The 13,980-nt window shown below is 41.9% G+C and carries 13 protein-coding genes; 10 read left to right on the top strand and 3 right to left on the bottom strand.

Going from position 1 to position 13,980, the window contains the following annotated elements; genetic code table 11:
• Window positions 1–39: 39 nt before the first annotated feature.
• The 3 genes from NYE58_RS07900 (at window position 40) to NYE58_RS07910 (ending at window position 2,245) form a co-directional block, all read left to right on the top strand.
• A complete protein-coding gene (locus tag NYE58_RS07900; RefSeq protein ID WP_036680121.1) occupies window positions 40–711 on the top strand; it encodes a vWA domain-containing protein in 672 nt (223 codons plus the stop codon).
• A 183-nt stretch (window positions 712–894) separates the two neighbouring features.
• Window positions 895–1,512: a DNA-3-methyladenine glycosylase family protein gene (locus NYE58_RS07905; RefSeq protein WP_038569263.1), complete on the top strand. Its 618-nt coding sequence runs from the start codon at window positions 895–897 to the stop codon at window positions 1,510–1,512.
• A gap of 22 nt (window positions 1,513–1,534) precedes the next feature.
• The gene (locus NYE58_RS07910) at window positions 1,535–2,245 is read left to right on the top strand and encodes a DNA alkylation repair protein (protein ID WP_036679998.1); all 711 of its coding nucleotides are present in this window, start codon (window positions 1,535–1,537) and stop codon (window positions 2,243–2,245) included.
• 28 nt (window positions 2,246–2,273) lie between these two features.
• Here the strand turns inward: NYE58_RS07910 and NYE58_RS07915 are convergent, their stop codons facing one another.
• Window positions 2,274–2,966 (bottom strand): PspA/IM30 family protein, encoded by a 693-nt coding sequence (locus tag NYE58_RS07915; protein WP_038569265.1) that lies wholly within the window; start codon window positions 2,964–2,966, stop codon window positions 2,274–2,276.
• A 59-nt stretch (window positions 2,967–3,025) separates the two neighbouring features.
• A complete protein-coding gene (locus tag NYE58_RS07920; protein ID WP_038569266.1) occupies window positions 3,026–3,244 on the bottom strand; it encodes a PspC domain-containing protein in 219 nt (72 codons plus the stop codon).
• 286 nt (window positions 3,245–3,530) lie between these two features.
• Here NYE58_RS07920 and NYE58_RS07925 point away from each other — a divergent pair, with 286 nt between their 5' ends.
• Both NYE58_RS07925 and NYE58_RS07930 read left to right on the top strand, forming a co-directional pair.
• Window positions 3,531–3,944 (top strand): zinc ribbon domain-containing protein, encoded by a 414-nt coding sequence (locus NYE58_RS07925; protein WP_036679993.1) that lies wholly within the window; start codon window positions 3,531–3,533, stop codon window positions 3,942–3,944.
• 395 nt (window positions 3,945–4,339) lie between these two features.
• On the top strand, window positions 4,340–5,455 hold the full coding sequence (locus NYE58_RS07930; protein WP_036683961.1) for an IS110 family transposase: 1,116 nt from the start codon (window positions 4,340–4,342) through the stop codon (window positions 5,453–5,455).
• A gap of 552 nt (window positions 5,456–6,007) precedes the next feature.
• Here NYE58_RS07930 and NYE58_RS07935 read toward each other — a convergent pair.
• Complete coding sequence (locus tag NYE58_RS07935; protein WP_038569268.1) at window positions 6,008–7,111, bottom strand: GerAB/ArcD/ProY family transporter; 1,104 nt, start codon at window positions 7,109–7,111, stop codon at window positions 6,008–6,010.
• Between the two features lie 145 nt (window positions 7,112–7,256).
• Between NYE58_RS07935 and NYE58_RS07940 the strand changes: the two genes are divergently transcribed.
• The 5 genes from NYE58_RS07940 to NYE58_RS07960 all read left to right on the top strand — a co-directional run bounded on the left by NYE58_RS07940 (window position 7,257) and on the right by NYE58_RS07960 (window position 13,862).
• The gene (locus NYE58_RS07940; protein ID WP_076125412.1) at window positions 7,257–8,771 is read left to right on the top strand and encodes a spore germination protein; all 1,515 of its coding nucleotides are present in this window, start codon (window positions 7,257–7,259) and stop codon (window positions 8,769–8,771) included.
• Entirely contained in the window at window positions 8,768–9,991 is a 1,224-nt protein-coding gene (locus tag NYE58_RS07945; RefSeq protein ID WP_341001537.1) for a Ger(x)C family spore germination protein, read from the top strand. Before NYE58_RS07940 ends, NYE58_RS07945 begins: the two co-directional genes overlap by 4 nt.
• A gap of 6 nt (window positions 9,992–9,997) precedes the next feature.
• Window positions 9,998–10,228: a hypothetical protein gene (locus NYE58_RS07950; protein WP_036675888.1), complete on the top strand. Its 231-nt coding sequence runs from the start codon at window positions 9,998–10,000 to the stop codon at window positions 10,226–10,228.
• Window positions 10,229–10,515: 287 nt separating this feature from the next.
• On the top strand, window positions 10,516–12,075 hold the full coding sequence (locus NYE58_RS07955; protein WP_341001538.1) for a response regulator transcription factor: 1,560 nt from the start codon (window positions 10,516–10,518) through the stop codon (window positions 12,073–12,075).
• Window positions 12,072–13,862, top strand: coding sequence for a sensor histidine kinase (locus NYE58_RS07960; protein ID WP_036675887.1), 1,791 nt, complete (start codon window positions 12,072–12,074; stop codon window positions 13,860–13,862). Before NYE58_RS07955 ends, NYE58_RS07960 begins: the two co-directional genes overlap by 4 nt.
• Window positions 13,863–13,980: the final 118 nt, after the last annotated feature.

Genomic DNA, 13,980 nt, shown 5'->3' on the forward strand with positions numbered 1-13,980 from the left:
TTACCTTTAGAGACGATCCGTTATGAAGAGAAGAATGTACTGTCCTCTATTGATTTACGTAAAAAAATTGTTCAGATCACCTTAGAAAAAAAGAATCTGACAGGAGTCATCGCAAGGGTAGGCGTTGTCCTGGATATTACAGGATCTATGAGAAATCTTTATAATAATGGAACCGTTCAAGAAGTAGTTGAGCGTATATTAGCCGTTGCCTGCAAATTTGATGATAACCAATCGTTAGATGTGTGGGTGTACGATACGGAGTTTAGCCGGCTGCCACCTGTGACAGAGCAGGATTTAGGAAGATATGTGTTTACACATATTTTAAATAATCGTACCATTCATAAGTTTGGCCGCAATAATGAACCGCCAGTAATGGAGGATATCATTAAAAAATATACGGAGGAAGAACCCGATTCTACACCGGTATTTATCATATTTATTAACGATGGTGGTGTAGTGAAATCCACTAAAAATGTGATTATGGCTGCTTCGGTCCAACCAATTTTTTGGCAGTTTGTCGGAATCGGTAACTCGGATTTTGAAGTATTGAAGCAACTTGATACGATGAAGGGACGTTTGGTGGATAACGCCAATTTTATTCATCTGGACCAAATTGAAAAGGTGACTGATGAAGATCTGTATGATCAGCTACTGAATGAATTCCCCATGTGGCTAAGGGCAGCGAAAGAAAAAAGAATCCTGCGAGCATAAAAATACATTATTCAGAATGAATAAGCCTATGCGCTACAATAAGCCATAACCACCTATCTTAGGGATGTTATGGCTTTTTCCAGTTTCGCTATCTTGCTATTCTATTCAACAATCCGTACACTGCCAAATAGGTATTGTATATTAGGATTAGGGTCATCACTATCAGATACGGGAGGAAACACTTTGAGCAGCGTAATTACTAAGTTTTTTGATTATGGGCAAGAAGACATAGATTATCTCCGAAGTGTGGATCCAGTACTTGGCGCAGCTATGGCACGGATGGGCAGAGTGGAACGTGTAATTATACCGGATCTTTTTACTGCGCTTATCTATGCTATAGTAGGACAGCTTATTTCAGTAAAAGCGGTTCGGACCATTTGGAACAGAATGTTGGCTCAGTTCAGAGACATCACTCCGCAGCAGTTAGCGTTACATACGGCGGATGAGATTCAAAGCTGTGGGATGACGATGAAAAAGGCACTATGTATCCATGAGATTTCCAATTTGGTCGCTCAGGGTGATTTTAAGCTGGAGGAATTGCCTGGGTTATCAGATCAAGAGGTTATACAAAAACTTATGACGTTAAAGGGCATTGGCAAGTGGACGGCAGAAATGATGTTAATCCATTCTATGGAACGACGGGATGTGGTCAGCTGGGGAGATATTGCGATTCGTCGGGGGATGATGAAGCTGTATGGACTTGATAAGCTTACCAAAGATCAATTTGAACAATACCGGCTAAACTATTCTCCTTTGGGTTCTGTGGCTTCTATATATTTATGGGAAATTTCATTTGAATAATGGACGGGTAAGGAGTACTACTATGGAAAAAACAATAAGAGAACAGCTATTGAATTTGGCAGAGGTGGACTACCAAAAGTTTTCTGCGGCCTTAATTCCGACGATAGATAATGTTATAGGCGTCAGGCTACCGGAATTGCGCAAGCTTGCTAAAATCATTGCAAAGGGTGATTGGAGAGCCTATTTGGAGCATGCCGAGACAGATTATTTTGAAGAAGTGATGCTGCAAGGTATGGTGCTTGGCTACGTGAAGACAGATCTTGAAGAAATCCTACGTTATATCGCAGACTTTATTCCCAGAATTGATAACTGGTCCGTATGCGATAGCTTTTGCACAGGCCTGAAGTTTACCGTAAAGAATAAAGAACGGGTGTGGGAGTTTATAATGCCTTACCTATTGTCAGATCAAGAATATGAAATCCGTTTTGCTGTGGTAATGATGCTTAATTTCTTTATTGAAGAGGCGTATATCAGCCGGATTTTACAATTGCTCGATAAGGTCAGTCATGAAGGCTATTATGTAAAAATGGCGGTTTCTTGGGCGCTTTCGATTTGTTATGTGAAATTGCCAGAGCCTACGATGAGTTATTTGAGAAACAACAGCTTAGATGATTTCACTTACAACAAAGCTTTGCAGAAAATCACTGAGTCTTATCGTGTGGATCCAGAAACGAAAAAATGGATTCGCGGGATGAAAAGAAGTAAAAAACAAGCCCCTTATTCAGCTCAATAGCTGAGTAGTAAGAGGCTTGTTGTCCTATTTATTTTTTCTCAGTGTTTACTTCAGTGTTGGTTTTACGGTTGCGGATTCGCTCGATTTCGATGTCAACGGCGCTACGCAGGTTAGGATCGATGGAAGGACTTATTCCTGTGCCTATATTGAATTTATTTTTGGAGTTTTCCGCCAATGCTTCCCACTCGAAAATCTTTTCTTCCATTCGTTCGAAACCTTGTGAAGCTGATCCTACATTTAGACCTTTCGTAGAAGAACGTGGAGCAGAGTTGAGTGTTTCTGTCGCTTGTTGAGCGCGAGCGATAAGTTCAGTTCTTTTCGCTTTGAGATGTTCACGCTCTTCTTTTGCTCTAGCGATATTGATCTCAAGCTCTGCAAGGGATTGCTTAGTTTGTACTTGGCTATTTATGGACTCTTCCAACTGTTCTACGTACCGTAACTTGGCTATGAGTGCCAGACGAGCTCTTTCTTCATTTCCTTGTTCAACTGCTTGAACGGCTTCGGCTTCACTTTGCTCTACTAACTGAGTATATTCTTGCTTACGGCGTTCCAACACACTTGCTGTAACTTGCAGATCACGCTCATTGCGTTCCGCCTTAGCGATATCATTTTCAAGATCACGTAAATACTGACCTGTCAGCAACACCGGGTTTTCTAATTTGTTTAAACCTTCGTGTAGGGCTGCTTTAGTAATTGTGGAAATTCTTTTTAATAGACTCATGTTCTATCTCTCCTTTTTTATGGTTGGATTAGGGTTAGTTTGTATTAAACGACGATTTATTAATAGAAATCATGTCCATCTGAAAAGCTGTTAAAAGGTTCTTTAGGAACGATGATACTAGCGATGACGTAGAAGATAAGTACTGTTCCGAAGCTGAACAATGCTGCGGCAACAGCAACGAGACGGATTACTGTAGCATCAATACCAGACCAACGAGCAAGACCTCCGCACAAGCCACTTATCTTCTGATCACTTTGGGAACGATATAATTTTTTCATTTATTGTTTTCTTCCTCTCGTATGGGTGTGATTGTTATTGAATCCTGCAACCCGTTTGCTTATGTACTCATTCTAATGTCTTTTTGCATGCGAAAAAACGGCCTGGAGGCGGTTTTGTATACCAGACCTGAGTCGAGGTTCGTTCCCGCAGGAAGGCGGGGAAAGGGTTAGTAAATCGGTTATAGGCTACAAACCATGGACGAAGTTAGGTACAATAAAGAAAGGAATACTTCTGGCGGTGTCGAAATATGCTTATATATGACTACTACGGAATTGGGGGCTGAATATGAGTTTTTTTAACAAAGTAAAAGCAGGGGTAAGCGAGGCTGGGAATAAAGCAAAAACAGTGGTGGAGATTAACCGGTTGAAGCTGCAAAATAACGGTAAGCAAAATGATATTGACCAGCAGTATCAGGTTATGGGCAAACTGTTATTTGAAGCCGTAACTCAAGGTGCAGGACCACTGCCAAGTGAGCAAATCGAGACTAATATCAATCGTATTCTCGAATTGAAGGCTGAGATTGAGACGAACCTTCAGCAAATTGCTGAGTTGTCCGATGTAAAGCATTGCAAAGCATGCGGTGGGAATGTGGCGATCGAGGCACGCTTTTGTCCGGCCTGCGGATCCACTTTTGAAGTGGCAAAAGAACCTGTCAGTGATGTAACTCCGTCCTCGATTTCTTTGGATAAGAAGGAATAGATTTACTTCATACAAGAAACTTATGAATAAAGAGGCTGTCTCAAAAGTAGTGAATACTACTTATGAGGCAGCTTCTTTTTAGTAAAAAGGCTATAAGCGGATTCTTGCTGTAGCCAATAGACTATGGGCTACGCACACAAAGTATTCTATGCCATTAGGTTGGGCGGCGGAATATTCATTTTGTGTGATACCTGTTGGGGACGATATCTATTGGACGGTGCGATAAGCAGTATGCGGGGGCCGTTTGTGTTGTCTGCGTTTATGAGTGTGCGAAGCCGGCCTAAAACTAATTAGTTATGATGAACGAAAGGCAGCCCCTGTTTCGCACACCGTAGGTTAAAATGGAAGTTAAAAGGACAACCATTACAGAGCTACATGCGAAAGGAGCTGTTACTATGAAGAATACCATAAAATACGTCGGTTTGGATGTGTCTAAAGAAAAAATTGCGGTGGCGATTGCAGATGAGGGTCGGGAACCCGCACGATATTATGGAGCCATCCCCCATACCCCAGATGCAGTGGCTCGAATGATTCGGAAACTCAAAGGTTCAGGGATTACACTGGAGGTCTGCTATGAAGCCGGGCCTACGGGGTACGACTTATACCGCTGGTTGACGAAGATGGGAATTTCCTGTGTGGTAATTGCACCTTCGCGTATGCCACAGCGTCCCGGAGATGCCATAAAAACCGACCGACGGGATGCAGAAAAACTGGCTCAGTTACACCGGGCTGGAGAATTGACTGCGATCTATGTGCCAACGCCAGAACTCGAAGCTTTACGAGATCTCATTCGTGCACGAGAAGATGCTAGGCAAGACCTACATCGGGCTCGGCAACGGCTCATTCATTTTCTATTGCGCCACCAAATTCACAAGCCAGAGGGTATGAAAAAACGCTGGACCAAAAGGTACCGGGAATGGCTCTCTATGCTGAAGTTTAATAATGTAGCTCAAGAACGGGTATTTACCGAATCCCTGCAACAGCTCCGGGAAGTGGAGGAGCGAATCAAGCGACTTGAAGCCGCAATGCGAGAAGAAGCACAGATCTGCCCTTACGCACCTGTCATTCAAGCGTTGCAAGGCCTGAGGGGAATCGCCCTGCTGACAGCTATGACTTTAGTTGTCGAGATTGGAAATTTCGAACGTTTTCGTTCACCGGCTCAGCTCATGAGTTACCTGGGACTCGTGCCACGGGAATATTCCTCGGGAGCAAGTACCAAAAGAGGGAGTCTTACAAAAGTCGGAAATTCCGGAGTGCGGCGCGCACTGGTGGAGTCCGCATGGAGTTACCGTCACCGCCCTGCCGTCAAGGGAGATTTAGCAGTGCGTCTTGAGGGCCAGAGTATTCATGTCCATGAAACGTCGTGGAAAGCCCAAGAACGGTTACACAGCAAGTATTTAAAATTAGTCAGACGCGGGAAACACCGAAATTTAACCATGGCAGCAGTGGGTCGTGAGTTAATTGGATTTATCTGGTCGATTGCGGTAGAGGCAGAACGAAAAATGGCGTAGGTGAAACGAAAAAAAATAAAAACATACCCAAAAGATTTGAATCCTTGGGGCATGGAGACAAAGAGAAAGGTTCGAGGAGAATCCGTGAATTCCCTGTGCACAGGATCCCTGATCTAACGTGCGAAATTAGTTTACGGAAGCTCCTTCGACGTAGGCATAATATGTGGTAACCAACCCACGGATAGCAGATTGCCAGCCGACGACTCGCATTTTGTCTCTGTGCCCAAGGGATTGAAAACCCTCTAGTTAAAGGGGAAAACAGGGGAATTGACTAATTCGTTCATAGCAGGGAAAAAATCCCTGGAAATAACCAATATTCGCTCTAAATGAACGAATTTAGGGAATTCCTCCCTAATAATAAGGGGAATTTCTTTAATTGCTAACGAATCAGCTGAAATTTAGGGAGGTTTTCCCTGATCATTAGTCTAATGAACGAAAATCCCAGAAATTTCAGGGAGAAATTCCCCAATTATTTTAGCGGAGCGTAATTAGATCATTAAGCGGGATTCGTATCTACAATCTTAATTTCACTTGTCCATAATCTAATGTCGTTTAAACCTTAGAAGCACGGCGTTTCTTAAATTGATACACAATTAGCAACATAAGCGGCAGAACAAATGCACAGGTGAAATCCCAATCTACCCAGTAGGCGGGGATCTCCTTTACATAGAAAATGATGTCTTTGGCAATCAGTTGTGACATACCGAATAGCAAAAATCCAGTAGGTATGATCAGAGGACGGTGGCTTTTGAGTTTAAATAATTGGGCTGTACCTAAGGTTAAAGCATAGTAATAAACTGCTGTTTTGAAGTACGTGCTGATAATCCATGCTGTAGCCATAAGCGCTTCAATACGTTGCAGAGAATTAGCAATATTAATTTTTTGAGCAAGAATATAAGCGGCATAAAATTGATGTTCAGAAGCGTAAACACCTAGAACGGTAAGGGAAAACAATAAGATGAGGTTAAGGCCCAGAGCTCCGATGATCAAGGCTATGAAAATATCCCGGCTTGTTTTGCTATTTTTCTGAGCATAAGGATATATCATTAGAAACACGCACAATTCGCCAAAAGGATAAAAAACACCATACATCAAAGTATGAAGCATGTCCGGTACTGGTGTGTTCAAGATGGGGTATAAACGTTCCATTTTGACATCGGGGGTCAGCAGGAGCAGCAGACCGATCAAAAAAACTGCAAATAAAGGGAAAAAAAGCTGAGCTGCCCGGCCCAATGTTTCTAGGCCAAGTCGTACCCCATATACCAGCAGGAAAATGGCCATGAAACGAATAACCCCACCGGGTGTTTTCTCGTAAATCTGTGTACACATGAAATCTTCAATTTCTCTTATGTAGGTGGAGGCAGCAATCAGGAAGAACCCTAAATAGAATAAGGCCACAGCAGTTCCGACCCATTTCCCTAAAATTTGTAGGCTAAGCTCGATAATATTCTTGTTGGGTTCAAGGTCTGCTAAGCAGAGTAACAGTTTTATGGTCACTAGACCCAAGGGAATACTAATCAAAGCAGCAATCCATGCATCTTGTTTCGCTCCTGATATCATTAACGCCGGATACACAAGCGCCATATCCCCAATAAATGTGAATAGCCCGAGTATAATCATTTGATTGGTACTAATTCGATCTTTCTCCAAACTCATATACCCCCTCAAATTTATTGGACTAGTTTTAGTATGGTTGTAGTTACCAGAATTATGCCATCCCGATTTTTTAATCCGAAGGAATAATTATCATAATTAACATCAAACTATACTCATCTATCTATGGAGAAGTGGAGGCTGCATCATGAAAGATACGGAGATTGGTACATTATCAAGCCGGTTGGAAGTTAATATTGCTAATTTGTACCAATTGATGGGTGAAAGCTCTGATGTAGTGATAAAAGAGTTGCAGATAGAAGAGAACACTCATATTTCTTTGATTTACATAGATGGTCTTGTGGATACTCAGGTGCTGCATAATTCAATTTTGTATTCCTTGCAGGAACACATTCCTTACGAACAGCTGAGGGGGCTTTCTCCCGAGCAGAAGTTTGAGATGATTAAGAAACAGATATTAATAGCCGGCGATATAGCCGTCATTGACGATTACAGCCAATTTATTCATCATTTATTGTCCGGTAATATAATGCTGCTGCTTGACGGGTTATCCAGTGCTCTGCGGATCGGCTTACCAGGCTGGGAAGATCGTAATGTAGGGGAGCCTAGCTCACAGTCGGTTGTTCGGGGTCCAATGGAAGGATTCACTGAGAATTTACGGACGAATACGGCACTGGTTCGGCGAAAAATCAAAGATAGCCATTTATGGCTGGAAACCGTTCAGATCGGAAGGGTGACTCAAACCAGCGTATCCATTATGTATCTAAGTAACATCGCCAATAAGGAACTGGTGCAGGAGGTAAAGCGCCGTCTGAATAAAATAGATACGGACAGTATTCTCGAGAGTGGATATATTGAAGAGTTTATTCAAGAGACGGCAGTTACACCTTTTCCTACCGTATACAACAGTGATCGTCCGGATACGATTGCAGCGGGTATTTTGGAAGGAAAAGTGGCCATTCTTGTTGATGGAACTCCTTTTGTACTGCTGGTGCCCACATTTTTTGTGGCATTTTTCCAGTCAGCTGAGGATTATTACCAAAGGGCCGATATTGGAACATTGCTGAGATTAGTTCGTTTTATTTCATTTTTTATTACTTTGCTTGCCCCTTCATTGTATGTTGCGATTACTACCTATCACCAGGAGATGATACCGACCAATCTTGTAATCAGTTTAGCTGCCCAGCGGGAGAGTGTTCCTTTTCCTGCTTTTGTTGAGGCGCTGATCATGGAAATGACTTATGAGATTTTGCGGGAAGCCGGGGTGCGGATACCCAAAAATATTGGTCAGGCGATTTCCATTGTCGGAACGTTGGTGATTGGACAAGCCGCGGTAGCAGCGGGTTTTATTTCATCCGCAATGGTCATTATTGTATCGCTAACAGCCATTTCTAGTTTTGTTATTCCGGAGACAGGAATGTCTATAGCTGCGCGGATGATCCGTTTTGTGCTTATAGCTTTGGCCGGATTTATCGGATTATATGGAATTCTCTTCGGTATTTTCATCATCGTATTGCATTTGTCGAGTCTGCGTTCTTTCGGAATGCCTTATATGAGTCCGCTCGGACCGTATAATTCCAAAGATTTAAAAGACTCTATTTTTCGCTTTCCGTGGCCGTTTTTAAAGACAAGGCCTGCTGAGAATAAGACGCAGAACCTGTTTCGTCAAAGCACATCCAGTGATAAGGAACCAACCAAATGAATAAAAAATTAGTTAGAGGCGTTCTTCGATTAATGATAGATCTCCAATTTACGTTAGTGCTAAGCGGCTGTTGGGAAAGAAATGAGCTGAATGAGATAGCTTTTGTCTTGGGGATAGGGATTGACAAGGCAGAAAAAGGTTATACCGTTTCGATGCAGGTCGTTATTCCATCTGCGATTTCCTCCCAAACGAATGGAGGAGGGGGAGGCAGTGGAGTCCCAGTGGTTGTATATAAATTTACTGTACCTACGTTTTATGATGCGCTGCGTAAGCTGAATCTGGATAGCTCTAGGTCAAGTTATCTCGGTCATATCCGGGTGTTGGTGATTGGGGAGGAGCTTGCCCGCACCGGAGTGGGTGAGATACTCGATGTATTTAAAAGAAGTCGGGAACCCCGGATGGATTTCTACGTTATGGTTGCCAGAGATACAACCGCCAGCAATGTCTTGAATGTCCTTACACCTATGGATAAATTACCAGCGAACAAATTATTTAGCTCTTTGGATAATTCTTATAAAGATTCAGCAAAAACAGTCGCTGTCACGCTGGATGATTTTATTGAGAATTTATTGTCTGAAGGTGAGAATCCTGTGCTAACCGGAGTGAAAATTATAGGAGATCCCAAAGATGGAGAAGACAAAAGCAATGTAGAGCGAACAATGCCTAAGGCAAGATTGGAATACCATACTGTAGCTGTGTTCAAAAAAGACAAGTTGATCGGTTGGCTAAACGAGGGAGAAACGATTGGTTACAATTATATCAACGATAAGGTAACCGCACATTCTGGCTCGATCGCAGGGGAAGACGGAAAGCCCATAGTAATCGAAGCGATCCAGGCTACAACTAAACGCAAAGTGAAAATCATTAATGGGGAGCCGCATATTTACCTTAGTGTTAAGACGCTTTGCAATATTGAAGAAGTGCAAAGTGTAGAAAATTTGGAATCGGAAAGCACTATAAAACGTTTGGAAAAGGAAACAGAGGAGCGGATTATAGAGCGGATGCAAAAAACTGTGGAGCATGTAAATGATCGTTTCAATGTTGATATTATGGGATTCGGACAATCGATCTACCATGCCAGCCCTAAAGCTTGGGCAAAGCTGCAGCAACAAAAGGGTGACGATTACCTTAAATCATTGCGCATCCATTACAAAGCCTCAGCAGTTATTAACCGCGTGGGTCTCACAGATAATTCTTTTCTTGAAAAAATCAAGGAGTGAAGTCAAATGCTAGTACTGTTATTCTTGGTGATTGCTGTAGGTTGTATGGCACTTGATTTGCCTAAATTAATGCGAAAGCGCCGAGTGCGTGATCTTAGCGTATATTTTATTTTTTGGATTTTGGGTCTTGGCGCGACCTTCTGCTCGTTGTTAAAATTGAACATCCCCAGTCCGCTGTTTCTTATTATCTTTATCTATAAGCCAATAAATAATTTATTTGGCTTATTGTTTCATTAACAATGAAGCTGCAATTATCGCGGCTTTTTTTGTTTTATCATGTAGAAGTTCTTGTCCTTAACTTAAGAATATTTCATAGAATGAAAATGAGAGGTTGACCATATTTGTCGGTGGGGCATATTATTTGGAATGAACAATTTTTAAGTAAGCTTACGGCTTTACTTGTACAGGAGCTTGCTCCTTGTTGGATGTATTGTATACTAACGAATAAAAAGAAAACGGTTACAAAGAGATTTTCAATTCAAGGAAAAAGGCATAATCATTCTCAGGGCTGCAAGGGGGAAGAAATGAAACCAATATTCAAAATTATGATTGTTGATGATGAGATGCTTGTAAGACAAGGAATCAAACATCTTTTGGATTGGGAAAATGAAGGGTATCGAATTGTTGGTGAGGCTGCTAACGGTCTTGAAGCACTAAATATGATGGATGAGGTTAATCCTCATGTGATCATTACAGATATTGTTATGCCAATAATGGGCGGGGAGAAACTGGTCAAGATCGTTAAGGAGAAATACCCTCATATTGAAGTAATCGTCTTAAGTAGTTTCAGTGAATATGATTATGTCCGATCCACATTTCAAAGTGGTGTAGCGGACTACATTCTGAAGCCAAAGTTGGAAGCTGATTATCTGTTAACCATCCTAAATAAAACCACTGCTAAATTGGTAGGGATGGAGATGACCGATCAAGGAAAGGATCCTGGGGAAAAGCAAGTTTTGCTAGTTATCGAGAAGCTTATGACCGGATATGAGTCTGGGCTTGAGTCTGCTTTGCTTCATGCAAAGTTTCCACACACACTATTCGCGTTTTTCGGAGCGGATATGAAACATATTAAAGATTCTGGGGATAGGTTAACTTTCACACAAAAAATAGAAAAAGGGCTTAGTAAGCTCCCTTTGGGCGATACAGTGTTTATTCGGCTGAAGTTTGTCAATGATTCGGTTATATATTTGCTTAATGCAAAGCCGGAACAGTGGGACGAGCTTGTTATAGAGCTCCGATATCTAGTCTCGGAGATGGACCATTGGGCGAGAGAAACACATTTCGTTATCAGTCAAAGCTTTACGGATTTTAATAAGCTGGGGGAGATTTATCGAGACAATTATTTAAAGCTTATACGATACAGTTTCTACTTGCCGGATCGAAGCTTAATTGAAAATGATCATTTGCCCAGCCTTCCGAGTGCATATCAGGAATATGATATGGGCGAATTAATGGAACAACTGAAACGTAAGCAATACCAGAAGGCATTCACTGGATTTCTGGAATATGTTCATCTCCGTTCGATGGATTATCGGACCGATATTTTCGAATTCAAATCGTTATTGGGGAATTTTATATTTAACGTAGCGACCACACTTGGAAAAATGAAGTATGAGACCGGAGGCTTGGAGGAATCCAAATACGACTTCTTTCGAAAAATAGATGAAGCGATGTATGCCGGAGATGCAATCGCTGTTGCTGAAGCTTTTATTCGCGAAGCTGAACGTGCGATTGGTGAGACGAACCTAACGATCAATCCAAATATGACCCGCTTGCTTGAATACATTCAGGATCATTACGCTGATCCCATCACGTTGACTGGGGTTGCGCGGCAGTTTCATTTCAACGCTTCTTATTTATCGAGCCATTTCACAGCTCAGAATGGTGAAGGATTTAATGAATATCTGAACAAAGTCCGTTTGGAGAAAGCCATGGAGTTACTCGTGACAACGGAAAAAACAATTTCTGATATTAGCGCTAGTGTGGGCTATTCGGATCAGAGTTATTTCACTAAAGTGTTTAAGAAGCAGGCTGGCATTTCTCCGAGCCAGTACCGAAGACGGGACGTAGAGCGACCATGATTGGAACAATCATCAACAAGATTAGAAAACAGGGCTTATTTCTCAAGCTTTTTCTTGTGACCCTCATAAGCATTGTTGCCGTATCCCTTCTGACTTTGTCTATTACCATCCGTATGTCAGAAAATTTATTCTTAAAGACCTTCAGCATAACGAATGGCAAACTACTGAACCAGATGAAGACAAACTTGGAGTCCTACAACAACGTTGTAGCTACGGGTGCTACAATGACAGCTCAGAATGGTGCCATCCGCAGCTATTTGTCCGGGGGAGAGACGGATTCATTGACGCTTGCTATCAAAACCTACCAGATGACAGAAAGCATGCGTGCAGTCCGCTCCAACCTGAGTGCCTTTGATGTGGGTATTATGATTGTAGGTGCGAATGGCAGAAGTTATTCAACCGATCCTTGGTATTGGTCTGCTACTGCTGATGAACTGAAGAACCACCCGATTACGAAAGCGACAGTGGCCCATCCACAGCAAATTCTGTACCAGCTTTATCAAAAAGAGGATGGTCAAACCAAAAAGAAAGAGATCCTGTTAGTGGCTTCTAAAGCTCTATTTGATCATTCGACCGGCCGTATCTATGGCACTATGTACATTGCAATTCGTGATAGCGATTTTAAGGCCTTCTATGCCAATTTTACGAGTGAAGGTAATGATGTTGTTTTGCTGAATGCAAAAGGGCAAATTGTATCCAGCAACAGGACAGAGCTGATTGGGCTGACCGATCAACAGCTGCTTCATGAAGTAGTTGATGAACAGAGCACAGGAGACAATGGAGAATCTGTCTATGTGATGGGGAATGAACGGGTAGTATTCTCGGAATACTTGCCTGAATTTGATGTTTATTTGGTGAATCTGATCGATAAGAAAGCTGTAACGGGTCAGATGGTAAATGCTAAAGCAGTGTCGTTGACGATCATGGCTATCGTAGCCATTTCGCTTATTATTGTATTTTTAATTACCAGGAAAATGACGAAGTCCCTGCGTGTACTCGTTGAACAGATGTCGAGTATTCCTAAGGGGGGATTTGATAATCATGTGGATGTCGCCACTAGTAGTTATGAAGTTAAGGAGCTAGGAAATGCCTTCAATTTTATGCTTGATTCCCTACATGATTATGTTGATCGGTTGATGGAGACCCAGAAGCAGCAGCGTAATGCGGAGCTGGCCGCCCTTCAAATGCAGATCAATCCACATTTTTTATATAATACGCTGGCTTCTATCAAATTTCTGGTGCAACAGGGCAACAAGGAAAAAGCAGCTGGAACAATAAATTCGCTAATCTCACTCCTGCAAAACACTGTCAGTGATATTCAATCCACTATACCTGTTAGTCAGGAATTAGAATCGCTGAAGCATTATGTGTATATCAATCATGTAAGGTACGGTGAAAAGATTCGCGTCAATTATTTTGTGGAGCCTGAAAGCTTGGATTATCATATGCCAAAGCTAATTCTGCAGCCTTTTATCGAAAACGCGTTCTTTCATGCATTCAATCTTAAAGATGAGGGAAGAATTCTGATCATGATCGCCGTTCAGGAAGATCAGCTTGTATGCGAAGTTGTAGATAATGGTGATGGGATGGACCTTGATCCGAATTTGATGAAAGAAGAACAGCTGCCAGCCTCGAAGCACAAACGACAATTATTCTCCGGGATCGGTATACGGAATGTTGATGACAGAATCAAATTGTTGTACGGAGAGCGCTATGGTATTAACATTACAAGCAAACGAAATGAAGGTACGAAGATCATAATTACGCTTCCATTGTTAAAAAGCTAAAATTTTTACAAGAACCTAAAAATAGTACCAGAGTCGATCTTAGAGTAAAAATAGAATCCAATAATAACACCAAAGCTAACAAAGATACTGCCAAAGAAAGCGAATACAAAATGATAAG

Origin of the sequence: Paenibacillus sp. FSL L8-0708 (genome assembly GCF_038009325.1) — a bacterium.
GTDB classification, from domain to species: Bacteria; Bacillota; Bacilli; order Paenibacillales; family Paenibacillaceae; genus Paenibacillus_AQ; species Paenibacillus_AQ odorifer.